Here is a 23,325-nt window from a genome sequence, read left to right as displayed (position 1 = left end):
TCACGTACACTCACGGTTGAACAAGCACTCCTTGCGGAGCCTTCGGGTTGGCCGGATTGGTCCCGCGCAGGGTCACGACGTACGCGACCACGCGTTCCATGTCTTCCGGCTTGAGTATCTTGCCCCAGGGCGGCATGCCCTTGGCCAGTACACCGTTGGTCACGGTAGAGTACATGCTGTCCAGCGTCGCGCCGTGAATCCAATAGTTGTCGGTGAGATTGGGGCCAATCAATCCGCCTCCATCGGGGCGGTGACAGGACACGCAGTTCTTGGTGAATACCTCCTTACCCTCGGCCACTTCCTTGGGGTCCTTGGTGAGCGCCAGCAGGCGATCAATCGATGGTCCCCCCGTCGGTGCCGGATGCGCCGCGGCAAACGCCGCCATATCGGCTTCGTAGTCGGCAATGCGGCCCTTGCCATTGCCCACCGGCCCGACGTTGAAGTAGTAGATGATGGAAAAAATCACCGTGGCGGCAAACGTGAGCAGCCACCACCGCGGCATCGGATTGTCGTACTCCTGAATGCCGTCGTATTCGTGCTCCATCACCTGCGGGTCGTTGTTCTTCTTGTCGTTCGAGGCCATGGGTCAGCCCTCCTGGGCGCGTGGTGCGGCGGACGACCGCACCACGGGAAGTTCGTCGTTGAGCGGAAGCATCGCGGCTTCCTGCAGTTCGCCGCGCCGGGACGGCGCCCACGTGCGGATGATGATGGCGATGAATACCGCGAAGAAGATCAGCAGGGCCACCTGCGCGTACATCGACAGCCCGGCGTTACCCATGATGTCGGAGAGTTTCATCAGGGCGTTCCCGCGGAGGCTGTCTTCGACGCCTTGATGTCCATGCCCAGGCGTTGCAGATATGCGGTGATTGCCACGATCTGCTTGTCCTCCAAACCCTGCGGACCGCCCTGCTCCACGATGGCGGCGCCAATGGACTTGGCCTGCGCCCGCGCCATCGCCGGCGCCGAGTTCACGGCTTCGCCGTACGGGACACCCAGCATGACCATGGCGTCGACCCGAGACTGGATCTGCTCGAAGTCGATGGTCTTCGTGAGGAACTGTGCGTAGGACGGCATGATGGACTTCGCGACGACCGTGCGTGGATTCTCGAAGTGCCGCACGTGCCAGAGATCGGGATACTTGCCGCCTTCGCGCGCCAGATCCGGACCGATGCGGCGCGAGCCCCACAGGAACGGATGATCGTAGACCGACTCGCCCGGCTTGGAGTATTCACCGAAGCGCTCGGTCTCGTAGCGGAAGGGCCGTACCATCTGCGAGTGGCAGTTGAAGCAGCCCTCGGCGATGTAGATGTCGCGACCGGCCAGCTCCAGCGGCGTGTACGGCTTCACCGAGGCGATGGTCGGCACGTTGGACTTGATGAGGAACGTCGGGATGATCTCGAATAGCGACGCGACCACGACGGCGAGCACGGTGAGCACGGTGAACAGCATCGGCGCCCGCTCCCATTTCCGGTGCCACTGGGCGCCGGTGAATGAGGCATAGACGCCGCGGGGCGCGGCCGACGGTGCCGGCACGTACGTCTTGCTGAGCGGCGCCGCCTCGACGACGGGGACCGTGTACGTCGCCGGACGACGGCGCCATGTCATGATCACGTTCCAGCCAAAGATCAGCGTGCCGGTGAAGTACAGCGTGCCGCCCACCACGCGCATCCAGTACATCGGCATCAGCTTGAGCACCGTCTCGATGAAATCGGGATAGGCCAGACGTCCCGTCTCGTCGAACGCGCGCCACATGAGCCCCTGTGTGACGCCGGCGCTGTAGATGGCCACCACGTACAGCACGATGCCCACCGAGGCGACCCAGAAATGGACTTCCATCGCGCGTTTGCTGTAGATCTCCGTCTGGAACAGGCGCGGCAGCAACCAGTAGATCATGCCGAACGCCATGAAACCGTTCCAGCCCAACGCGCCCGTGTGCACGTGCGCAATGATCCAGTCGGTGTAGTGGGCCAGCGCGTTGACGCTCTTGATCGAGAGCATCGGGCCCTCGAACGTCGACATGCCGTACGCGGTGATGGCGACCACGAAGAACTTGAGGATCGGGTCCTGCGCCACCTTGTGCCACGCCCCGCGCAACGTGAGCAGGCCGTTGATCATGCCGCCCCACGAGGGCGCCCAGAGCATCACGGAGAACAACATGCCCACCGTCGACGCCCATTCGGGCAACGCGGTGTAGTGCAGGTGGTGCGGTCCGGCCCAGATGTACATGAACACCAGCGACCAGAAGTGCAGAATCGACAACTTGTACGAAAACACCGGTCCCTCGGCCGCCTTGGGCATGAAGTAGTACATCAGCCCCAGGAACGGAGTGGTGAGGAAGAACGCCACCGCGTTGTGTCCGTACCACCACTGCATGAAGGCGTCCTGCACGCCGGCATAAATGCTGTAGCTCTTGAACAGCCCCGCGGGGACCGAGAGGTTGTTGAAGATGTGCAGGATGGCGACGGTCACGATGCTGGCGATGTAGAACCAGAGCGCGACATAGATGTGCCGCTCGCGACGCTTGATGAGCGTGCCGAAGAAGTTGACGGCGAACACCACCCACACCACGGCGATCGCAATGTCGATGGGCCATTCCAACTCAGCGTATTCCTTGGCCTGGGTGATGCCCAGTGGCAACGTGAGCGCGGCACTGACGATGATCGCCTGCCATCCCCAGAAATGAAATCTGCTCATCACGTCGGAGAACATCCGGGTCTTGAGCAGTCGCTGGGTCGAGTAATAGCAGCCGGTGAAGAACGCATTGCCGGCGAACGCGAAGATCACCGCGTTCGTGTGCAACGGTCGGAGTCGCCCAAACGACAGCCAGGGGGTATTGAAGTTGAAAATCGGATTCGCCAGTTGGAGCGCGATGAGCAGTCCGACCAGCATCCCGACCACGCCCCACAGGAGGGTGGCAAACAGGAACTGGCGGACGATGTCGTCATCGTACGAGAATCGATCCAGCAGGGCGGGGCTGGAGGGACGCGGGGCGGCCGCGTCGGCGGCGAGGGTCATCAGGAACCTCTAAAGGTCAGGTGTCTGGGGAACATCGGGCGGAGTATGGCTGAGTGTGCCCAGACAGCGCATCAGGCAGTCGAGACTCTCCCGTCAGGGAATCCCCGATAACCGACCGTTCGCGCGCGCCGCGAATGGTCTCTCCGCTCCGAGTTACTATGTTTCTGTTCCCCCTCGACTCGCCTGCCTTCCCTATGAATCCGGATCTCTCAAGCCAATCCCGTCGATCGTTTCTGGCCATCCTGGCCACGGCGATCGGGTCTGCCGCCGCCACACGCGTGCTGGCGCAGCCTGCCACCCAGAAGTCGGTCGCGGTCCGCGAAATCACCATCTATAAGGATGCGGGGTGCGGCTGCTGCAAGGAGTGGGTGAAGCACATTCAGCAAGCCGGGTTTGTAACGGTCGTCCATGACACGACGGAGATGGAGACGGTCAAGCGCGGTTTTGGGGTACCGGTGCCGCTGGAGTCGTGCCACACCGCGCGGATCGGCAAGTACACCATCGAGGGCCATGTGCCGGCCGACCTGATCAGCCGTCTGTTGAAGGAACAGCCGGTGGCCCGGGGCCTGGCGGTTCCGGGGATGCCGATCGGCGCTCCGGGCATGGACGGCTCACCCAAGCAGCGCTATGACGTGCTGTTGTTCGACGCGGCCGGGAAGACGCGCGTCTATGCCTCGCGGTGAGTGACTCTCGTCAGCGGACCGCTCGGTGAGCGCTACCGCGGATATGACGCTGTCGGTCGAACACGCCGACGAGCGGGACATTGCGGCTATCGTGGCCCTGAACAACCTGTTCGCGCCCGACGGCCTGACGCTCATGCGCTCGGTCGATTTCGTCACGGCCCACCTGCAGGACTATCAGGTGGTTCGCGACGGCATCGGTGCGGTGCTGGGCTGCGTGGCGCTCGACGAGTACTCGCCCTCACTGGTTGAACTCGTGTCGCTGGCTGTGGCGCCGGCCGTGCAGGGACGCGGGATCGGCCGCCGTCTGATCCTCGCCGCCGAGGAACTGGCCAGGCAGCGCGGCTACCCCGAGGTCTTTGCCGTGTCGCTGGCCGACCAGCTGTTCCTCAGCGCAGGATTCCGCGAGTCCAGCATTGTGGTGTATCCCGAAAAGATCGCCCGCTATACCAAGATCTCACGGTCGGAACTGTCCATCGGGCGCAAGTTCTGCTTCGCGAAGGCGCTGGTAGCGTAGGTCGAGGGGTGGCCTCCACTGGCCAGCGTCGCGGGCGCCAGCCACCTTAGAGCGATGCAATTCATCGACCCTCGATTGCCCAAGCGGATCGACCGATGGCGCAGCCCCGCGCTCGGTCTGGAGATGCCCATTGTCACCTACGGGCATGCTGGGCAGCCCGTGCTGTTGTTCCCCACCGCCGCCGCCGATTTCCTGGAGAACGAACGGTTTTTCCTGGTGAAGGCGGTGGAGCCACTCATTGCCGCCGGCCGATTGCGGTTGTTCAGCATCGACAGCATCAACAAACTGGCGTGGATGGATCGCGCCATGCCGGTACGCGAGCAGGGACGCCGTCAGGCCATGTACTCGCGGTACGTGGAAGACGAAGTGGCGCCGTTCATCCGGCACGTCGTGGGCGATGGCGGGGCCCGCGCGCTCACCACCGGTGCCAGCTTCGGGTGCTTCCATGCCGCCAACGCCTTCTTTCGCCGCCCGGACTTGTTTGGCGGCGTGATTGGCATGAGCGGTTTCTACGACCTGTCGCCCAGCTACTTCAAGGGGTATTCGGACGACAACTGCTACTTCAACAACCCGAAGTGGTATGTCGCAAACACCGAAGGTGGTGTCCTCGATACGCTGCGCCATCACAGTCGCATCGTCCTGGTCGCCGGTCAGGGTTCGTACGAAGCGCCCGATGCGACGCGCACTTTTCACGACCTGCTCGACCAGAAGGGTATTCCCCACATCTTCGATTTGTGGGGTCACGACGTGAATCACGATTGGCCCTGGTGGCGCAAGATGCTGCCGCACTACCTCGAACGACTGGGAGTCTGATGCACTCGACCCGACGCACCTTCGTCTGCCTGGTGGCCTGTGTGACCATGGGCGCGTTGCATCCCCTCAGCGCGATTCACGCCCAAGCGGCGAAAGCCGCTGCCGGACAGCCACTGCGCAACGCCGACTTCGCTACACGTCTGGCGCACGTAAAGCAGTTGCTCAAGACCACCCCGCTGGTCGATTCGCACAACGATCTGCCCTGGGCCATGCGCGAGTTCGCCAACGCGCCGCTGGACGTCGAGGCGTACGACCTGAACAAGACCACCAAGGGCATGACCGACATCAAGCGCCTGCGACAGGGCATGGTGGGCGGACAGTTCTGGTCGGTGTACATCCCCGGTGAGATTCGCGACTCGGGATATGCGCGCGTGCAGCTCGAACAGATCGATATCGCGCGCCGTGTGATTGCGCGCTATCCGAAAGACCTGCAGTGGTCGCTGACTGCCGCCGACGTGCGGGCGGCGCAGAAGGCCGGCAAGATCGGCTCGCTGCTGGGCATGGAAGGCGGGCACGCCATCGAGAATTCGCTGGGCGCCCTGCGGGCCTACTACGAACTGGGTGCGCGTTACATGACGCTCACCCACAACGTCACGCTGGACTGGGCCGACGCCGCGAACGACGTGCCCAAACACAACGGCCTGACGTCGTTCGGAAAAGAAGTGGTGCGCGAGATGAATCGTCTGGGCATGCTGGTCGACCTGTCGCATGTGTCTCCCGCCGTGATGAGCAACGCGCTCGACGTGTCGGAAGCGCCGGTGATCTTTTCCCATTCGGCCGCCCGCGGCCTGACCGATGTCCCGCGCAATGTGCCGGATTCCATTCTCGCCCGATTGCCCAGGAACGGCGGTGTGGTGATGATGACGTTCGTGCCGGGCTTCACCTCGCAGGCCGTGGCCGACTACAGCAATCGCGTGACCGGGATTCGCGACTCGATTGCCAAGGCGTATCCCGGCAACAACGATGCGCAGTTCAAGGCGGTGGCCGCGTGGCGCGAAAAGAACCCAACGCCGCAATCGACAATTGCCAACGTCGCCGATCACATGGATCATATCAAGAAGCTGGCCGGCGCGGCGAACATCGGCATGGGTGGTGACTACGACGGTATCACCGAAACGGTGGTTGGACTGGAAGACGTCTCCAAGTATCCCAACCTGTTGGCCGAGTTGGTGAAACGCGGCTGGACCGACGCCGAGCTGCGCGGCGTGGCGGGTGAGAACATTCTGCGCGCGTTGTCTCGCGCTGAAGTGGTTTCGGCGCGACTACGGAAAGAACGGCCCGCGAGCACGAAGACCATTCAGCAGTTGGATCGTGTGACGATTCACTGAGGCGGGAGACGGGAGACGGAAGACGGGAGACATCCGGTCTCCTGGGCTCGAGAGGGGATGGCGGCGTCTGCCGTCTCCCGTCTTTCCTTCTCCGACCCCACGCCATTCCCCAAACAGGACCAGTCCACTATGACCATCGATCGCCGCGATTTCCTGAAGTCCGCCGCTGTCCTCACCGGCGCCATCAGCCTCGGTCTGCCAACACTGGCGCATGGATTCTCGGCGGATGGGATACGCGCCTACCGTCCGGAAACCGGCGAGGCGCAGCCCAAATCGATGCGTATTCTGATTCTGGGCGGCACCGGGTTCATCGGCCCGTATCAGGTGCAATACGCGCTCGATCGCAAGCACAAGGTCACGCTGTTCAATCGCGGCAAGACCAATGCGACGCTGTTTCCCAAGGTCCCCCGACTCATTGGCGATCGCAATCTGCCGGGCGGTCACGATGCCCTGAAGAAAGGCACATGGGATCTCGTCATCGACAATCCGACGGCCAATCCCACGTGGGTGCGCGGCGCCGGAGAAGCGCTCAAGGGACGCGTGGGGCAGTACCTCTTCGTCTCGACGATCTCGGTGTTTTCAGACAACTCCAAGCCGGTGGACGAAAGCGGTCCGCTGAATACACCCAGTGATATCGACGCCGAGTTCAATGCGCAGACGTACGGCAGCAACAAGGTGCGCAGCGAGATGGAGGCCAAGACGCAGTTTGGTGACAACGTCACGATCGTGCGTCCGGGGCTCATCGTTGGACCTGGTGATCTCAGTGATCGTTTTTCGTATTGGCCCGTACGCATCGACAAAGGTGGCGAGATTTTGGCACCCGGCACTCCGAACGATCCCGTGCAGTATGTCGACGCCCTCGACCTGAGTCAGTGGATTGTGCGTCTGGGCGAGTCGCACACGCTGGGCACGTTCAACGCCACGGGTCCCAAGACGCCCACCACCATCGCCGAGATGCTGTACGGTATCAAAGCGGTTACCACCAGTGATGCGAAGTTCACGTGGGTGCCGGCAGACTTTCTGCAGGAGAAGCAGGTGCGTGCCTGGAGTGACATGCCGGTGTGGGTGCCGCCCGCCGGACGCACGGCCGGGTTCGCGCGCGTGATTTGCCAGAAGGCATACGATGCCGGTCTGACGTTCCGACCGCTTGCCGACACCGCGAAGGACACACTCACCTGGTACCACGGTCGTCCGGCGGCCGAACAGGAGAAGGCGCGCGCGGGGTTGGCGGCAGACAAGGAAAAGACCGTGCTGGCCGAATGGCACACGAAGTCAGGCAAGTGAGATGAGCGCCTCATCGTTGTCGGGATCGCAACCGAAGAAGCTGCGCATTCTCATTCTGGGTGGCACCGGATTCATTGGTCCGCATCAGGTGGAGTATGCGCTCGCGCGCGGACACAGCGTCACCTTGTTCAATCGCGGCAAGACCAATCCGGGATTGTTTCCCAAGGTGGAGAAGCTGATTGGCGACCGCAATGCGCCCGACGGATACAAGGCGCTCAAGGGCCGCACGTGGGATGTGGTGATCGACAATCCCACGCAGATCCCGCGCTGGGTGCGCGAGGCGGGAGCGGCGCTCAAAGACAGTGCGCAACGCTACGTGTTCGTGAGCACGCTCTCGGCGTTTGCCAACCGCAAGGCTATTGGCATCACCGAAGATGGTCCGTTGAACGAACCGGCCGACGCCGACGCCGAGCCACCGAAGGCGGCGTATGGTCCGCTCAAAGTGCGCTGCGAAAACGACGCGAAAGCCATCTGGGGCGATCGCGCGCTCATCGTGCGTCCGGGATTGATCGTGGGGCCTGGTGATCTCACGGATCGGTTTTCGTACTGGCCCATTCGGGTGGAACAGGGTGGCGAGATCCTGTCACCCGGCACGCCCGATGACGCGGTGGCGTTCATTGATCAGCGTGATCTCACCGAATTCATGATCCGACTGTGCGAAGTGCAGGCGAGCGGCACGTACAATGTGGTGGGGCCGCGGGCGACGCTCACCATTTCCGAAATGTTGTACGGCTGCAAGGCGGTCACTACCAGTGACGCGCGTTTCACGTGGGTCGATGCCGACTTTGTGCTGGAGAACAAGCTGCGTCCCTATGCCGACCTGCCGGTGTGGATGCCGCCGCGCGGCAACAGTGAAGGATGGGCGCGCATGGACATCAGCAAGGCGAAGAATGCCGGTCTCACCTTCCGTCCGCTGGCTGACACGGCGCGCGACACGCTCACGTACTACCATGCGCAACCGCCGGAGCGACAAGCGGCGCTCAAGGCGGGACTGCCGCCGGAGCGTGAACGCGAAGTGTTGGCCGCATGGCATGCCAGGCAGGGGAAGTGATGACCAATCGCATCGCGCCCAAGCGCATCCTGGTCCTGGGAGGGACCGGCTACATCGGGCCGCATCTCGTGGAGAACGCGCTGTCGCGCGGCCACACGATTACGCTGTTCAATCGCGGGCAGACCAAGCCGGGGTTGTTTCCCAAAGAGGAGAAGCTCATCGGCGATCGGGACCAGCCCGATGGTCACGCCGCACTGAAAGGCCGGAAGTGGGATGTGGTGTACGATATCCCCACCGGCAAACCCAAGTGGATCGTCGACGCCGCCGCGGTGCTGAAAGGCAATGTCGGCCAGTACGTGTTCATATCCAGCACCGCCGCGTACAAGGACTTCACGGCTTCATTTCCGACCGAGGAGTCGCCAGCGCAGGACCCGGCGCCCATTGAAGGACGGGATGCTGCTGCCGCCGCGTACGGGCCGCGCAAAGTGCGCTGCGAGATGCTGGTGCGCGACGCGTATCCCACCGCGACGATCGTGCGGCCTGGATTGATTGTCGGCCCCGGCGATCTCACTGATCGCTTCACCTACTGGCCGGTGCGCATCGAGAAGGGTGGGGAAATACTCGCCCCCGGCAAGCTCGACGACCCGGCGCAGTGGATCGATGTGCGCGATCTCACCGAGTGGATGGTGCGGCTGGGTGAGAACGGAACGGGCGGCACGTTCAACGCCGTGGGACCGCGCACGGTGTGTGGTATTGGTGAGCTGCTGTTCGGCATCAAGGCCTGTTACAGCAACGACGCGCGCTTCACCTGGGTGCCGCAGGAGTTTCTGACGCAGCAGAAGGTGCGCTCGTGGGGTGACATGCCAGTGTGGTCGTACGCCGGCGCCAGCACGGTGGCGTTCTGCACCAGCGTGATTGAAAAGGCACGCGCCGCAGGGCTCACGTTCCGGACCCTCGAGGACACGGTGCGCGCGGCCATGACCTGGTATCACTCGCGTCCGGCGGCCGAACAGGAGAAACTGCGCGCCGGTATCTCGCCGGAGCGCGAGAAGGAAGTGCTGGCGCTCTGGCACGCCCAGCCAGGCGGGGGGAAGTGATTCGCCGACTGGTCGCGCGATTGGTGACGGTGGAGGACGGTGAGTGGCATGCCACGCTGCTCGCCTTCGCGTTCTTCTTTTTCCTGCTGGCGTCGTATTTCATTCTCCGCAGCATTCGCGACGCGTTGGGTGTAGCCGCCGGAGTGGGCACACTTCCATATCTGTTTACCGGCACGCTGTTATCAACCCTGACGCTGCAGCCGATATCGGCCATGCTGGTGTCCCGCATTCCGGTGCGGCGGTTCATACCCATCGTGTATCGCGCGTTCGGCGCCTGCCTGCTGTCGTTTGCCGCCGCGCTCACCTGGTGGCCGCACAGCGAGAAGTGGCTGGCGCCCATGTTCTTCATCTGGGTGAGTGTCTTCAACCTGTTCGTGGTTTCGGTGTTCTGGGGCTTCATGTCGGACACCTTCCGCAGCGAGCAGGGCAAGCGCTTGTACGGCTTCATCAGTGTGGGCGGTACCGTGGGTGCGATGGCCGGATCCGCCATCACGGCGCTGTTGGCCAGACAGGTGGGGATCGCCATCCTGATGCTCATCTCGATGGTGATGCTCGAGATCACCATTCAGTGCGTGCGCCGGTTTCCCGAGAGCTTTCGTCGCGACACCCGTGAGCGCGAAGACGCCAATCAGCCAGTGGGGGGCGGTAGCCTGTCCGGCATCACCCATGTGCTGTCGTCGCCGTACCTGCTGATGATTTGCCTGTACATGCTGTTGTTCACCATCGGCACGACGGTGTTGTACTTCCAGCAGGCCGAGATTGTGCGGGCCGAGTTTGCCGACAAGGAATCACGCACGGCCTTCCTGGCGCGCATCGACTTCATCGTGCAGTCGCTGACGGTGCTCGCCCAGCTGTTCCTGACGGGTCGTATCATCAAGTGGCTGGGCGTCGGCATCACCCTGGCCATTCTGCCGCTCATGAGTGTGATCGGCTTCACCACGCTGGGGATCTGGCCGACCCTGTCGGCGTTCGTGGTCTTCAATGTGCTGCGTCGGGCGGGCAACTACGGGTTTGCCAGTCCGGGGCGCGAAGTGCTGTTCACCGTGGTGTTGCCGGAAGACAAGTACAAGGCCAAGAACTTCATTGATACGTTCGTGTATCGCAGCGGCGATCAGATTGGCGCGTGGAGCTATGCGCTGCTGTCGGGCGCCGGGTTGGCCGTGAGCTCGATTGCGTTGATTGCCGCGCCGATGAGCGCGGTGTGGTTGATGGTGTCGTTGTGGCTGGGGCGCCGACACACGGGAATGCAGGCGGCAGAGAAGGAGGAGGGAGGCCCGCCGACCGTGGTGCTCGCGACGACATGAACGTCGCCTTCCTGGGATTCGGTACCGTGGGGCGCGCGCTGCACGCACTGCTCACGACCCATCGCGCGGCATTGGCGCAGACACACGGCATCGCGTGCACGGTCACTGGCGTGTCCACACGCCGCAACGGCTGGTGGGCCCACGCGACCGGGATCGATCCGCATGCGCCAACCGGCGTTCGATGCGATGGTCTGCGTGACTGGCTGACTGTCGGTCAGCCCGATGTCGTGTTCGAGGCCATCGCGCTGGAACCCGAGACCGGCCAACCGGCGCTGGGATATCTGCGCGAGATCCTGGCGTTCGGCGCCCACGCCATTTCCGCCAACAAGGGACCCGTGGTGCACGGCTATGCCGAGCTCCAGCGCATTGCCACCCGCGTCGGACGCACCTATCGCTTCGAGTCGGCGGTGATGGACGGTGCACCCGTGTTCTCCCTGGTGCGTGAGTGTCTGCCGTTGGCAGGATTGCGCGCGGCGCGAGGCATCTTCACGTCGACAGCCACCATCGTGCTGGAGGCCATCGAGGAAGGGCAGACACTCGCCGACGGTATTGCGCGCGCGCAGCAACTGGGAATCGCCGAGGCCGATCCGACGTACGACATCGACGGGTGGGATTCCGCCGTCAAGCTGTGCGCCATTGCGAACGTGCTGCTGAACGGGGAATTGCGACCGCATCAGGTTGAACGCACGGGCATTCGCGAACTCCACGTCGATGCCATTCGACACGCGCAAGCCGCGGGCTGGCCGATTCGGCTGGTGGGCGATGTTCGCCGAGACGACGCGGGTGTGCTCCGGGCATCGGTCAGCCCGCAACGCTGTCGAATGGGCGACCCCTTGGCCGTGTCCGGTACGACGCTCGTGACCCATCTGGAGGCCGACGTGTTTCCCGGCGGCCTGACCGTCACCTCGCGCGACCCCGATCCCACCACCACCGCCTACGGCCTGCTTGCGGATTTTGTGAACGCATGTGGAGTTAGGACATCGGCTGTTGACGCCTGATCCATCACCTTCGCCCTGAACCTCCAATGACCGACCCCGGAACGCAGAACATCGGCAATCACACGCGTTGGATGCCGCTCTTTCATTTTTTCGCGCAGCCCGTCACGATGTTCTATGCGCTCTACCAGATCAAGCTGGCCATCAGCAGCCCGACCACGGATACCATTGTGTACGCGCTCTTCACATTCGCCGTCACCTGCGCGGTGCTGACGTCGCGATTGATGGCCAATACGGTGCAGGATCGCATCATCCGACTGGAGGAAACGTTGCGCATGCAGCGCATCCTCCCGGCCAGCATGCATGGGGACATTGCAAAGATCACGCGCGGACAGTTCGTCGCGCTGCGTTTTGCACCGGATGCGGAGCTGCCGGAATTGGTTCGGCGGACTGTGGCTGGCGAGTTCCCGAATCAAAAGGCGATCAAGCAGGCCATCAAGAACTGGCGCGGCGACTACCTGCGAGCGTAACGCGCGACTCAAACGGGGGTGGAGGTCGGACGTCCACCCCCGCTATTCCATGGTGATCACAACCTTGCCGCGAGAACGCCCCGTTTCCTGATACCGGACGGCGGCAGGGATGTCACTGAACGGATAGCGTTTGTCGATGACGGGCGTCACCTTGCCGGCCAGCATCAGGTCGCGCAGAACCGTCAGGTCACGTTGGTTCATGTCGGCTAAAAACATGCCCAGCTCCTGGCTCACAAATCGTGATATCACCATCGCCTTGATCGGATTGATGAACGGTCCGATCCACTGACCATCGTTTGGGCCGCCGCCGCCCACCAGGACGTACTTCCCATTGGGCGTCAGGACGCGCCGGTTGTCGGACAACGCGCGGTTCCCGACGTTATCCAGTATGACATCGTAGCGGAGCGCGCCCTTGGTGTAGTCTGACGCCGTGTAGTCGATTACGGTGTCCGCGCCAAGGGACCGCACCAGCTCCACGTTCTTCGTGCTGTTGACGCCGGTGACGTGGGCACCGAATGACTTGGCAATCTGCACCGCGAACGTGCCTACGCCCCCCGAGGCCCCGTTGATTAGCACGCGCTGTCCCGGCTGCACTCTCCCGCGATCGCGTAGCCCCTGTAACGCTGTGACGCCGGCAATGCCAACCGCCGCCGCTTGCTCAAAAGTCATGTTGGCGGGCTTGAGCGCCACCGATCCATCGGAGCGAATCGTGACAAACTCAGCGAAGGCGCCGGTTCGTCCGCCGAATACCTCATCGCCCGGCTTGAACTGCGTGACGCGCGCGCCCACGGCCTCCACCGTGCCTGCGAAGTCAACGCCCAGTCGAATGACCTGCGGTCTCCGCAGCCCGGCCCCAACGCGTACGATGTACGGCAAACCGCGCATGTAGTGCCAATCCAGTGGATTGACTGATGCCGCGTGCACGCGAATCAGGACTTCACTGTCCGCAGGCGTCGGCTTCTCGACACTCTCCAACTTCAGCACATCCGGTGAACCGTAGTCGCAATAGATCCACGCCTTCATCGGGTGGGCCGGCGCGCTGGTGGTGTTTCGCGTGCTGCATGAGTTGTCCGACGTCCAGTATGCCACTGTGACCGTTCCCACCACCGCGACGGATATCGCCAGTGCACTCCATCCGATGACACGCCTGAGTTTCATTGAGCTCTTCTCGGTGACGTTTGCCTGACGGCCTCCTGGGGGCGTACGAGCGGTGGCGGGATCTCGTTTCGAATTGAATCCCGCAGCATGAACCACCGCGGGCGTCGGGGAGACGGGAGACGGGGGAATGGAGACGGGAGACTTCCAACCGTAAACAACCCGCCCCCGGCCGGCATCAGACTGAGTGCAATGACTGGCGCTCCCGCACGCTCCTATCCACTCTCCCGTATGGCATCGGCCAACCCCGACCGCGTCGCGCCCGATGAGCGCGAGTTGGTGCAGCGTGCGAAGCGCGGCGACGTGCTGGCGTTCGAGGCCCTCTATCGGGCGTCGTCGGGTCGAGTGTTCGGGCTCTGTCTGCGCATGCTTGGCGATCGTCAGCGCGCCACCGAGGCGCTGCAGGATGTGTTCGTGCGTGTGTGGGATCGACTCGGCCAGTTTGACGGCCACGCGTCATTTGCCACCTGGCTGCATCGCGTGTGCGTGAATCAGCTCCTCGAACAGCGCCGCACCGATGCCCGGCGTGAGGCGCGCGTGATGCCCATGGACCTGACAGTCGAATACGCCAGCGCCGGGCGAGATGCGTCCACCGATGTGGTGACCCGTCTGGATCTCGAAAGGGCCCTGCCACAGCTGAGTGAAGGCGCGCGTCGTGTGTTCGTGTTGCACGACATGGAGGGCTACGGGCACGCCGAAATTGCCGCGATGTTGGGACTCGCCGAATCCACCGTGCGTGTGCAATTGCACCGCGCGCGCAAGCAACTGATGGAGACCCTGGAACGATGACCACGCACTTGAACTGGGATACGATTAACGACGTGGCCGACGGCCGCCTGTCGCCGGCGGAACAGACCCGCGCGTCGGAGCATCTGGCGCGGTGTGCGGCGTGTTCAACGCAACTGTCGTCGCTGCGGGCGATGCTGGCTGCCGCGGGTGACGCGACGGGCTCCGTGGAGCCACCCGAGTTGGTGTGGGCCGACATTGCACGAGCGATTGACGCAAGCAAGAGCGTGGCGTTTCCAGCGGCGTCACGTCGCGAACACGGTTTCCATCTGACGCGGCCGGCACTGGCCGCCGCCGCGTTGGTGTTGATTGCGGGTTCATCGGCGATCACCGCCTTGATACTGCGGGGGCGCGGAGGCATCACCGCGGGTGCGGACAGTACGGCCACTGTGTTGATGCCCACTTCGATGCCCAACGACCTGGTCGTGATGGAAAGCGAGTACCTGTCAACGGCGACCACGCTGCGGGAAGCGCTGGACAAGGCGCGCACGACACTCTCGCCCTCCACCATCGCGACCGTGGAGCGTAACCTGAAGGTCATTGATGATGCGATTGCCGAGGCGCGCGACGCACTGGTGCTGGACCCATCCAACGGCTCGCTGCGTGAGGCGTTGCGCAAGAGTCACCAGCAGAAGATCGACTTCCTGCGCCGCACCACCACCCTGCTTGGAGAAGCGTGAGATGACCATGTCGCAGACATATCGACTCCGCTTCGCACTCTCTTGCGGCGCACTGATGCTCGCACCGTCGATCCTCTGTGCGCAGCAGAAGGTCGACCTGCGTCGCGCTGCCACTGCCGATGTGTCACTCCGTATTCAGGGCGCGTTTGGCGCGTTGCGGGTGATTGCCTGGACCAAGGACAGCGTGGTTATCACCGGCACGCTGCCCAAAGGCTTTCGCATCGATGGCGGCATGGGTGGTGCCGACGGTGCGCCGGCGCGCGGCGGAAAGTTCTTCGTGGAAGGGCCGGAGCCACTGGGTCCCTCTGGCGGCGCGCTGGAGGTGCACCTTCCAGCCAACGCCACGCTGTGGGCCAAGGCGTTCAACGCCGCGATTGATGTCTCGGGCATGACAGGCTCGCTCGACCTCAACATCGTCAGCGGAAGCGTACAAGTGACCGGCAGTCCGCGCGAACTGAGCGTGGGCTCGATGGATGGCACCATTACCGTGAACGGCTCACCGTCGTGGACGCGACTCAAAACCGCCGACGGTAACATCGGGATGCATGGCGGCAGCTCCGACGCGGCGTTCACCACGGTGAGCGGCATGATCCGCGTGAGCGACGGGGCGCTGGAACGGGCCCGATTCGAATCGGTCACTGGTGGCGTCGAGTTTGCCGGTGACCTGGCGCGCGGCGCGGCACTCAACGTCGACACCCACAGCGGCGCTGTCGATATCCGCCTCGCGCCCAAAGCCTCGACGGAAATCGATGCGGCCACCATTACCGGAGCCATTGAGTACCAGCTCGGCAGACAGCGCCCTGATGTGGGGCGCGATGGGCGAGGCGCCACACTCATCACCATGGTGGGCCAAGGCAACGCGCGACTGACTATTCGGACCTTCAAAGGGAATATCCGGCTTACCAGCCGATAGGCGCTGTCATTGCGGAGCGGCCGCTCGCAGTCATCGCGTCACCGCACCACCACCGCACCACCACCGCACCACCACCGCACCACCACCGCACCACCACCACACATGAGGTTGTCATGATCCGATTTTCCATCGGGGCGCTGGCGCTCGCCCTCGCGTTTCCCGCAAGAGCCCCAATGACGACGGCCACGTTCGGTCCACCGTGGATTTCCATCGAGCATCCCGTCAATCCATATGACAGCACGACAAAGACGGCGTTTCTGTTGGTGCACGCGTTCCATCATGGGACGCCCACCAACTTCCCCGTGAGCGGCACGGCGGAAGGCATAGTACGCGGTGAACGAAAGAGCGTCTCGTTGGAGTTCCAACCAACGTCGCGACCGGGCGTGTATGCGCTCAAGCGGCAATGGCCCACCGAGGGAACCTGGACGCTCGTGGTCGGAGTGACGCAGGGTCCCGAAGATGCCGTGTATGCCGTGGTGGAACTGGGGAGCAACGGTGTCGTGGCCTCGGTACAAGTACCCACGCGCACCGAGAAGGGCTATACGTTGCCGGCCAAGGTGGCGATGAACGCTGTCGATGCGTCGCTACGTGCCCGTGCCGGCGTGGTGGCTCAACGGCCATAGTCTAGAGTCGCAGACGTCCCATGTGATCGTTGGATGGCGGACACGTGCGACGGTGAGGGTAGACCAGCGAGGGCAGAACCCAGGTCTGCCCTCGCCGGCTCGCCCCTCTCACGCTCGACGCTTCAGTTGCTCACCCCTCCGGCCCGTCACCGCTCCCACCCTAAGCGACTTTGGTGAGGCGATAGACGACGTTGTGTTCTCCGCGCACCGTTCGGGTGTCGTCCAACACGGCTCCAATCCGCTGGATCGCGCGTCGCGACCGAACGTTCTGTGATCCAATCACGAAAATGACGCTGTCGACGAAATGAAAGGCGTGATGCAGCATGAGTCGCTTCATTTCTCCATTGTAGCGGCCGCCCCAATATGACCTCGCAAGAAAGCTCCAGCCAATTTCGACCTCACGCAACGACGCATCATGGCCATGGTACCGGGACGAGCCAATCACCTGCCCGTTGTGCGTGTCGATGGCAATCAGTGCCGATTGCGATTCCAACGCCACGCGAAAGAATTCGCGGAACACCGGCTCGGTATAGCGATCGCGCTCCGGGTGCTGTTCCCAGATGAGGGGATCCGACGCCACCGCAAACAACGCTTCCCAGTCGTCCGCGTGCAGCGGTCGCAGTTCAACCAACGCGCCGCGGAGCGTAGGTTGCAGGTCGACGGACACCATGGCACCTCCCGTAAGTGATGCCGTAGAATACGCGCGATGCAGCAGCCCTGCATCCTGGCCTCCTGATGACTATCGTTCGACCATGAAACCCCTCGAACGGCTGGGCGAAGCACGTACACCACAGGGAACGGTGCTCGCGCTGTTCCGGCACGACGGCGCGTATCTCATCCGCGCCGACGGCATCGAGCTCATGTCCACCCGTCGGCACCTCTCCGAGGACCGGCTGGCTGAGGTGGCCTGCGCGCCGCTCGCCAGCGTTCCGGGAGCACGTGTATTGATTGGCGGACTGGGACTGGGCTTCACGCTCCGCGAGGCGCTGCGACAGCTGGCGTCCGACGCCGAAGTGGTGGTGGCCGAGTTCATGGCCGACGTGATCGCGTGGAATGCCAATCCGGCGTACAACCTCTCGGCCGAGGCCATGCGCGATCCGCGCGTGCGCATCGTACACGACGATGTGGTCAACGTGCTGCAGGCCAATCCCGGCGGTTTCAATGCGATCATGCTGGATACCGACAACGGACCGGATGGCATGCTGATGTCGGAGAACGCGCGATTGTATGCGGCGCGCGGCATCGGCGCGACCGTGGCGGCGCTGCGTGCCGGAGGATCGATTGCGTACTGGTCGGTGGGTGATGATCCGCGATTCGTGGATGCGCTGCAACGCGCGCAGCTGGCAGTGAAAACGTTGCGGGTGCGGGCGCATGAGACGGCGGGGCCGATGCATACGCTGTACGTGGCTACGCCGCGGCCGTGACCCGAGGTTGACCTCATGGACGTGCGTCGTGACCACCCGATGCGTCGCCGAACACAGCAGGTGATTCGGCGTCTGTTGTTGGCCATCGGCCTGGCGATGATTGCCTGTTCCAGAGACGGCGGGCCAACCAGTCCTGACGGCCTTCCGGGCAGCACGCCGGGCACTTTCGCCAGCGACCCGTCGTCCGCCGAGTTGGCAGTTTCGGATATCGCCAACTTCTGGAGCGCTTTCGACGAATATCGGCGCACCAAATCGACACTGGCCTTTCAGTCGGCCTACCTGCACCGCGCGTCGTCGGGGCTGGTGGATTTTGCCACGGCCCGCAATATCTCGGCGGCAAGTCTTGCGCAGATGGTCGACGCCTTTCCGCGCTACTTCGCCGCCAGTCGCGCAGCGTCGATGTCGCTGGCTAATGGCGCCGTGAATGCGCAGGTGAGAGCCGGCTATGTCGCCATCAAGGCGTTGTACCCTGCGGCCGTGTTTCCCACCGTCACCTTCGCCGTGGGGCGTTTCTCCACGGGTGGCACAATCGCCAACAATCGCATCCTCACTGGTTCGGAGTTCTATACCGCCAACGAAGGTGTGCCGACGGATGAGCTGGGCGCTTTTCAGCGCACCAACGTCAAACCCCTCAGCACGCTGCCAATCATCGTTGCTCATGAGCACGTGCACATTCTTCAGTCACGAGGCGGTGGCCTGTTGGGCCGCAACACGCTGCTTGAGCAATCGCTGGCCGAAGGCATCGCCGACTTCATTGGGGAACTCGTATCGGGCGGCAATATCAACGAGTGGCAGCGCCCGTACGCGCTGGCCCACGAGCATGAATTGTGGGCGCAGTTCAAGTCGCAAATGAGCGGCACCGATGTGACGCAATGGCTGTACAATCAGGGCACGGCCAGCGGTGAACGCCCGGGCGACCTTGGCTACTTTATTGGCTATCGCATTGCCCAGTCGTACTACGTCAAAACCATCGACAAGACACAGGCCATCAAGGACATCATCGAAGTGCAAAACGCCACGACGTTTCTGGCGGCCAGCGGTTACAACCCTTAGCGCGGTGTTCGCCCGCCAGTCCAAACAAACACACGGTTCAATACCGCACTGCCGCGCAAATTCTGGTCCAGCTCTGTTCAGGAACGTGCTGGCGGGTCTAATCTTTTCCCTGGAGCGTGCATGCGAATACTCACCACAACGGCCCGGCTGTCCAGCGCGGTGCTGGCCGTGACGATCGCCTGCGCCGCTCCCCAATCCCATCCGCTATATGATCTGATCATCCTCAACGGGCGCGTAATGGACCCGGCATCAGGCCTCGATGCGATTCGCACCGTGGGCGTCACCGGTAGGTCCATCCGCGCCATCAGTGCGCAGCCGCTTCAGGGTCGGGACACGCTGGACGCGCGCGGGATGGTTGTGGCACCGGGCTTCATCGACCTGCACCAGCACGCGCAGGATACGGCCGGGTATCGGGTGGAAGTGCTTGATGGGACGACCACCGCGCTCGAACTGGAGGGCGGGACGGTAGATGTCGATGGCTGGTACGACCACCGCGCCGGCACATCGATCATCAATCACGGTGTGAGTGTTGGACATGATGTGGCCCGCATGCAAGCCATGCACGATCCCGGGAAAGACACACCGCTGGGTGCGGCCAAGTCGCGTGCCAGCACTGAGGCGGAGCTGAACGAGATCGTGGCGACTATGGATCATGGATTCCGGCGTGGCGCCATTGCGGCGGGGATGCTGATTGAATTCACTCCCGCCGCGACGCCGTGGGAAATTCTGCAGGTGTTCCGAGTGACCGCGAAGTATGGCGCGGCGGTTCACGTACACATGCGCAGTCTGGCCGAACCGTATTACTTCCTGGAAACCGAGGAAGTAATTGCCGCGGCGGCCGCTACTGGGGCATCGGCGCACATCGTGCACATCCAGAGCTCTGTGGGTGAAGACACGCCCCGCGCCTTGGAGCTGGTGCGTGGCGCACGGGCTCGCGGACTCGATATCACGACCGAGGTCTACCCGTACACGGCGTCCATGTCGCCCATCGATGCAGCCGACAACGACGGCTGGCGGTCGTGGCCCGAGAGGAAGTTCGCGCGATTCGCGTGGGCGCTCACGGGTGAGCGACTCACGCGCACATCATTTGCCAGGTATCACGCAATCGGTGGCATGATCGTGGACTACAACAACTCCGAGAGCGTCGTGACGGCCGCAGTGGCCGATTCACTCACCATGATCGCCAGCGATGGCATTCTGCATGGCGGCATGGGGCACCCGCGTGTGGCCGGAACTTTTGCGCGCGTACTGGGACGCTATGTGCGCGAGCAACGCGCGCTCACCCTGATGGATGCGTTGCGCAAGATGACCATCGAGCCTGCACGTCGCATGGAATCCAGAGTGCCGGCAATGGCTCGCAAGGGACGACTGCAGGTTGACGCCGATGCGGATATCGTGCTGTTCGATCCGGGCACTATCATGGACCGTGCGACCTATCGGGAGCCGACGCTGGCGCCAGTGGGATTGCGGGATGTCGTGGTGAACGGCGCGATCATTGTGCGAAACGGCGCGGTGGTGCCGGGTATCTATCCTGGCCGAGCAATTCGCGGGCTGATTCAGTAGCCGCCTTCTCGGCAATTGTGCCACCCGACGGCCACCCATCTCGTCGGGCGCGTGTCGGCGTGCTACTATCGACTGCAGCCATGCATGGCTGTTCGATCGCGGTTCCACCTCCCACGCCATCATCCCTGCCCGTTCGGTACCGAAAGCGCTGTGATTCCCACCGCAGACTTAGCCTCCCTCCAATCCGCCCTCGCGGACCGCTACGAACTCGAACAAGAGCTCGGCAGCGGCGGCATGGCATCGGTGTATCTCGCCCGGGATCTCAAGCTTGGTCGCCATGTGGCTATCAAGGTGTTACGCAGTGATCTGATTACCTCGGCAAGCGCCGACCGGTTTCTGGCGGAAATTCGGATGGCCGCCAATCTGCAGCATCCGCACATTGTCGGCCTCATTGACTCCGGTCACGTGAAGGATGTCGTGAACGGTGGCGAGCGGCCGTACTACGTGATGCCCTACGTGGACGGAGAGACGTTGCGCGCTCGCATGGCACGTAGCGGGGCATTGCCAGTAGCGGACGTTGTGGCACTGCTGATGGAAATTGCTGATGCGTTGGATTGCGCGCATCGGGCCGGAATCGTCCACCGCGACATCAAGCCGGAGAACATCTTGCTGTCGCAGCGACATGCGTTGGTCGCCGACTTCGGTGTGGCCAAGGCACTGGAAACGAGCGCGTATGTCGGCGTCCATACCACCGTCGGACTGGCTTTGGGGACACCCACGTATATGGCGCCGGAACAGGCGCTTGGCGATCCGACAATGGATCACCGCGTGGATCTCTACGCGCTTGGCGTTATCGGATACGAAATGCTGGCGGGACAACCGCCATTCACCGGTCCGACCATGCAGTCCGTGGTGAATGCACATCTCACGCAGCCGCCACGCCCGATCAGCGAGCTGCGCGCCGAGACACCGTCAGAACTGCACCGACTGGTGATGCAGTTGCTATCCAAGGAACCAACGGATCGGCCCGCGGGTGCAGACGCCGTGCGTGACACATTGGCGCCCATTGCCGCATCGCAGTCATTCGATCAGGCGATTGCGCGTGGTCGTCCCACGTGGAACAAGCGCCATATCGCGTGGGCACTGGGCGCGGCCACAGTGGTGGCAACAGTGACCTTCGCGGTGATCACGGCCCAGCGTGCTCGCCCGAGTGCCGTAGGGGCTGAATCACGTGACGCTGCTCCGGTTGCACGGTCCCTCGCCATTCTCCCGTTCACGAACATCGGCAGTGATTCTGCCGCCGACTACTTTGGCGAAGGCATCGCCGATGAACTGCTCACCGCACTCGGTCGGTTGCCTGGATTGCGTGTCACATCGCGCACCTCGTCCTTCGGGTTGAAGGGCAAGCAACGTGAAGACGCCGGGCGCGAATTGGGCGTGACCAATCTGCTGGTGGGCAGCGTGCGCCGAAGTGGACAGCAGGTGCGTGTGACGGTGCGTCTTATGGACGTGGCAGCGGACTCATTGGTTTGGGCGGGAGAGTACAACGGCGAGCTGAAAGATGTGTTCGGCGTGCAGGATTCCATTGCGCGCGCTGTGGTGAAGGAACTTCGGCTCACGCTCGCGGGGAGCTCTGGGGGAGGGCCGCGGGTGCCGCATTCGACGAATCCGGTGGCGTACGATCTGTATTTGCGCGGTCGGCACGCGATGCGAACCCGCAGTTCGCAGTCGCTTGATTCGGCCATCGCCGCGTTTCGTGGCGCGCTGGCGCTGGATTCACTGTTCGCACCGGCGCACGCCGGACTCGCCGATGTCTACAGTCTGTTGGCGTCATTCGGCGGGCGGCGACCTCACGATGTCTTTCCCCTCGCCAGGCAATCCGCATTGCGCGCGTTGGCGCTCGATTCGACACTGTCAGAGGCGCACACGTCGTTGGGCATTGTGGCCGCATTCTACGACTGGAAATGGGACGAGGCGCGCGAGCACCTGAGGCGGGGCGTGGAGTTGAATGGCAGCTCCGCCGAAGGACATCTGTTCTACGCCTGGTATCTACTTTGTCAGGGTCGCGTGACCGAGGCACACGCGGAACTTGCCACGGCACATGCCCTCGATCCGTTTTCGATAATCATCTCCACTCGGAGGGGATCGGCGTACTGGATGGACGGAGATCCGCGCAGTGCCATTCCGATTTTGCGCGAAGCCCTGCAACTGGACTCCACCTTTGTGCCGGCCCGCCTGCAGTTGGCGGCCACGTTGCTCGCCACCGGCGGAAATCGACGCGACGTCCTGGCCGCGCTTCCCCAACAGGAATTCCTTCCCGGTATCTCTGAAGAGGCCGTGGTGCCGGAAATATTCGCGAAGATCGGTGAACGGGAACGTGCGGTCGCGTGGGTGAAGCGCATGGAGGTATTGTCAACCACGCGCTACGTGACCGCCGACATGCTGGCCGGCGGCTATGTGGCGATTGGTGAGACCTCCAAGGCGCTCGATGCACTTGAGCAAGCCGAGCGTGATCATGCGTTCACGCTCATCTTCATGACGGTCATTCCATTCCTTGAGCCGCTGCGAAAAGAGAAGCGCTTTCAGCAGTTGGCGGCGCGCATTGGGTTGCACACCCGCTGAACGCTCAAGCGCCCAACACCCATGACGCACAAAAGGCCCACACCAATTGATGTGGGCCTTTCGCCTGTGCCG

23 protein-coding genes are annotated in these 23,325 nt (G+C 63.1%); 18 read left to right on the top strand and 5 right to left on the bottom strand.

The window, feature by feature from the left end; translation table 11 throughout:
• Positions 1 to 10: 10 nt before the first annotated feature.
• Genes IPP90_22125 through ccoN form a run of 3 tightly spaced genes read right to left on the bottom strand, consistent with a single transcriptional unit; the run spans position 11 to position 3,015 of the window.
• Positions 11 to 583 carry a c-type cytochrome gene (locus tag IPP90_22125; GenBank protein ID MBL0173333.1) on the bottom strand — a complete coding sequence of 191 codons (573 nt, stop codon included), beginning with the start codon at positions 581 to 583 and terminating at the stop codon, positions 11 to 13.
• Between the two features lie 3 nt (positions 584 to 586).
• Positions 587 to 796 (bottom strand): cbb3-type cytochrome c oxidase subunit 3, encoded by a 210-nt coding sequence (locus IPP90_22120; protein ID MBL0173332.1) that lies wholly within the window; start codon positions 794 to 796, stop codon positions 587 to 589.
• Positions 796 to 3,015, bottom strand: a complete 2,220-nt coding sequence (ccoN, locus tag IPP90_22115; protein MBL0173331.1) for a cytochrome-c oxidase, cbb3-type subunit I — start codon at positions 3,013 to 3,015, stop codon at positions 796 to 798. The genes IPP90_22120 and ccoN overlap by 1 nt, the downstream gene beginning before the upstream one ends.
• Positions 3,016 to 3,209: 194 nt before the next feature.
• Between ccoN and IPP90_22110 the strand changes: the two genes are divergently transcribed.
• The 10 genes from IPP90_22110 (at position 3,210) to IPP90_22065 (ending at position 12,494) form a co-directional block, all read left to right on the top strand.
• Positions 3,210 to 3,698, top strand: a complete 489-nt coding sequence (locus IPP90_22110) for a DUF411 domain-containing protein (protein MBL0173330.1) — start codon at positions 3,210 to 3,212, stop codon at positions 3,696 to 3,698.
• Positions 3,699 to 3,723: 25 nt separating this feature from the next.
• Positions 3,724 to 4,212, top strand: a complete 489-nt coding sequence (locus IPP90_22105) for a GNAT family N-acetyltransferase (GenBank protein ID MBL0173329.1) — start codon at positions 3,724 to 3,726, stop codon at positions 4,210 to 4,212.
• A gap of 54 nt (positions 4,213 to 4,266) precedes the next feature.
• Positions 4,267 to 5,025 (top strand): hypothetical protein, encoded by a 759-nt coding sequence (locus tag IPP90_22100; protein ID MBL0173328.1) that lies wholly within the window; start codon positions 4,267 to 4,269, stop codon positions 5,023 to 5,025.
• A gap of 47 nt (positions 5,026 to 5,072) precedes the next feature.
• The gene (locus IPP90_22095; GenBank protein ID MBL0173327.1) at positions 5,073 to 6,353 is read left to right on the top strand and encodes a dipeptidase; all 1,281 of its coding nucleotides are present in this window, start codon (positions 5,073 to 5,075) and stop codon (positions 6,351 to 6,353) included.
• Positions 6,354 to 6,482: 129 nt separating this feature from the next.
• On the top strand, positions 6,483 to 7,637 hold the full coding sequence (locus IPP90_22090; protein MBL0173326.1) for a twin-arginine translocation signal domain-containing protein: 1,155 nt from the start codon (positions 6,483 to 6,485) through the stop codon (positions 7,635 to 7,637).
• A gap of 40 nt (positions 7,638 to 7,677) precedes the next feature.
• Complete coding sequence (locus IPP90_22085) at positions 7,678 to 8,688, top strand: NAD-dependent epimerase/dehydratase family protein (protein MBL0173325.1); 1,011 nt, start codon at positions 7,678 to 7,680, stop codon at positions 8,686 to 8,688.
• Positions 8,688 to 9,725 carry an NAD-dependent epimerase/dehydratase family protein gene (locus IPP90_22080; GenBank protein ID MBL0173324.1) on the top strand — a complete coding sequence of 346 codons (1,038 nt, stop codon included), beginning with the start codon at positions 8,688 to 8,690 and terminating at the stop codon, positions 9,723 to 9,725. Before IPP90_22085 ends, IPP90_22080 begins: the two co-directional genes overlap by 1 nt.
• Positions 9,722 to 11,029, top strand: coding sequence for an MFS transporter (locus IPP90_22075; GenBank protein MBL0173323.1), 1,308 nt, complete (start codon positions 9,722 to 9,724; stop codon positions 11,027 to 11,029). Before IPP90_22080 ends, IPP90_22075 begins: the two co-directional genes overlap by 4 nt.
• Positions 11,026 to 12,027, top strand: coding sequence for a homoserine dehydrogenase (locus tag IPP90_22070; GenBank protein ID MBL0173322.1), 1,002 nt, complete (start codon positions 11,026 to 11,028; stop codon positions 12,025 to 12,027). The genes IPP90_22075 and IPP90_22070 overlap by 4 nt, the downstream gene beginning before the upstream one ends.
• A 26-nt stretch (positions 12,028 to 12,053) precedes the next feature.
• Complete coding sequence (locus IPP90_22065; protein MBL0173321.1) at positions 12,054 to 12,494, top strand: hypothetical protein; 441 nt, start codon at positions 12,054 to 12,056, stop codon at positions 12,492 to 12,494.
• Between the two features lie 42 nt (positions 12,495 to 12,536).
• Here IPP90_22065 and IPP90_22060 read toward each other — a convergent pair whose 3' ends face one another.
• Complete coding sequence (locus IPP90_22060) at positions 12,537 to 13,517, bottom strand: NAD(P)-dependent alcohol dehydrogenase (protein ID MBL0173320.1); 981 nt, start codon at positions 13,515 to 13,517, stop codon at positions 12,537 to 12,539.
• A 363-nt stretch (positions 13,518 to 13,880) separates the two neighbouring features.
• Here IPP90_22060 and IPP90_22055 point away from each other — a divergent pair, with 363 nt between their 5' ends.
• The 4 genes from IPP90_22055 to IPP90_22040 all read left to right on the top strand — a co-directional run bounded on the left by IPP90_22055 (position 13,881) and on the right by IPP90_22040 (position 16,651).
• On the top strand, positions 13,881 to 14,438 hold the full coding sequence (locus IPP90_22055; protein ID MBL0173319.1) for an RNA polymerase sigma factor: 558 nt from the start codon (positions 13,881 to 13,883) through the stop codon (positions 14,436 to 14,438).
• Complete coding sequence (locus tag IPP90_22050; protein ID MBL0173318.1) at positions 14,435 to 15,115, top strand: zf-HC2 domain-containing protein; 681 nt, start codon at positions 14,435 to 14,437, stop codon at positions 15,113 to 15,115. Before IPP90_22055 ends, IPP90_22050 begins: the two co-directional genes overlap by 4 nt.
• 55 nt (positions 15,116 to 15,170) lie before the next feature.
• The gene (locus IPP90_22045; GenBank protein MBL0173317.1) at positions 15,171 to 16,028 is read left to right on the top strand and encodes a DUF4097 family beta strand repeat protein; all 858 of its coding nucleotides are present in this window, start codon (positions 15,171 to 15,173) and stop codon (positions 16,026 to 16,028) included.
• Between the two features lie 113 nt (positions 16,029 to 16,141).
• Entirely contained in the window at positions 16,142 to 16,651 is a 510-nt protein-coding gene (locus IPP90_22040; GenBank protein MBL0173316.1) for a hypothetical protein, read from the top strand.
• A gap of 160 nt (positions 16,652 to 16,811) precedes the next feature.
• Here the strand turns inward: IPP90_22040 and IPP90_22035 are convergent, their stop codons facing one another.
• A complete protein-coding gene (locus IPP90_22035; GenBank protein ID MBL0173315.1) occupies positions 16,812 to 17,318 on the bottom strand; it encodes a GNAT family N-acetyltransferase in 507 nt (168 codons plus the stop codon).
• 85 nt (positions 17,319 to 17,403) lie between these two features.
• Here IPP90_22035 and IPP90_22030 point away from each other — a divergent pair, with 85 nt between their 5' ends.
• From IPP90_22030 to IPP90_22015, 4 genes are all read left to right on the top strand, one after another.
• On the top strand, positions 17,404 to 18,075 hold the full coding sequence (locus IPP90_22030) for a spermidine synthase (protein ID MBL0173314.1): 672 nt from the start codon (positions 17,404 to 17,406) through the stop codon (positions 18,073 to 18,075).
• A 15-nt stretch (positions 18,076 to 18,090) separates the two neighbouring features.
• Entirely contained in the window at positions 18,091 to 19,128 is a 1,038-nt protein-coding gene (locus IPP90_22025) for a hypothetical protein (protein MBL0173313.1), read from the top strand.
• A gap of 120 nt (positions 19,129 to 19,248) precedes the next feature.
• Positions 19,249 to 20,691: an amidohydrolase family protein gene (locus IPP90_22020; protein MBL0173312.1), complete on the top strand. Its 1,443-nt coding sequence runs from the start codon at positions 19,249 to 19,251 to the stop codon at positions 20,689 to 20,691.
• Positions 20,692 to 20,841: 150 nt separating this feature from the next.
• The gene (locus IPP90_22015; protein ID MBL0173311.1) at positions 20,842 to 23,253 is read left to right on the top strand and encodes a protein kinase; all 2,412 of its coding nucleotides are present in this window, start codon (positions 20,842 to 20,844) and stop codon (positions 23,251 to 23,253) included.
• Positions 23,254 to 23,325 lie beyond the last annotated feature (72 nt).

The sequence above is a fragment of the Gemmatimonadaceae bacterium genome (genome assembly GCA_016720905.1).
Classification (GTDB): domain Bacteria; phylum Gemmatimonadota; class Gemmatimonadetes; order Gemmatimonadales; family Gemmatimonadaceae; genus Gemmatimonas.
The sequence above is the reverse complement of the archived record's forward strand: the minus strand, read 5'-3'. Positions and strand labels throughout refer to the sequence as shown.